The following is a 312-nucleotide window of genomic DNA, read 5'->3' as shown; positions in this document are numbered from 1 at the left end:
TAAATAAAAAATGGAGGAGGTAGAGGGATTCGAACCCCCGCGCGACTCTCGCCGCCTGTCGGTTTTCAAGACCGATCCCTTCAGCCGAACTTGGGTATACCTCCGTATATATGAAGCTTTAATGGTGGAGCCTAGCGGGATCGAACCGCTGACCTCCTGCGTGCAAGGCAGGCGCTCTCCCAGCTGAGCTAAGGCCCCATTTTTTAAAACTATCGGGAAGACAGGATTCGAACCTGCGACCCCCTGGTCCCAAACCAGGTGCTCTACCAAGCTGAGCCACTTCCCGTTAATAAAGCGCGCCCGAGAGGACTC

The 312-nt window shown here is 54.8% G+C and carries 3 tRNA genes; all 3 read right to left on the bottom strand.

The features are described from left to right. Window positions 1-11 precede the first annotated feature (11 nt). Window positions 12-104 (bottom strand) — tRNA-Ser (locus MR076_RS26155). Window positions 105-122: 18 nt separating this feature from the next. Then, window positions 123-198: transfer RNA gene (locus tag MR076_RS26150), tRNA-Ala, on the bottom strand. A gap of 14 nt (window positions 199-212) precedes the next feature. Then, window positions 213-286 (bottom strand) — tRNA-Pro (locus MR076_RS26145). Window positions 287-312 lie beyond the last annotated feature (26 nt).

This window comes from Bacillus cereus group sp. BfR-BA-01380 (genome assembly GCF_022663535.1).
GTDB classification, from domain to species: Bacteria; Bacillota; Bacilli; order Bacillales; family Bacillaceae_G; genus Bacillus_A; species Bacillus_A cereus_BB.
Note: the sequence above shows the minus strand (reverse complement) of the source record. Positions and strands in the feature narration are given on the sequence as shown.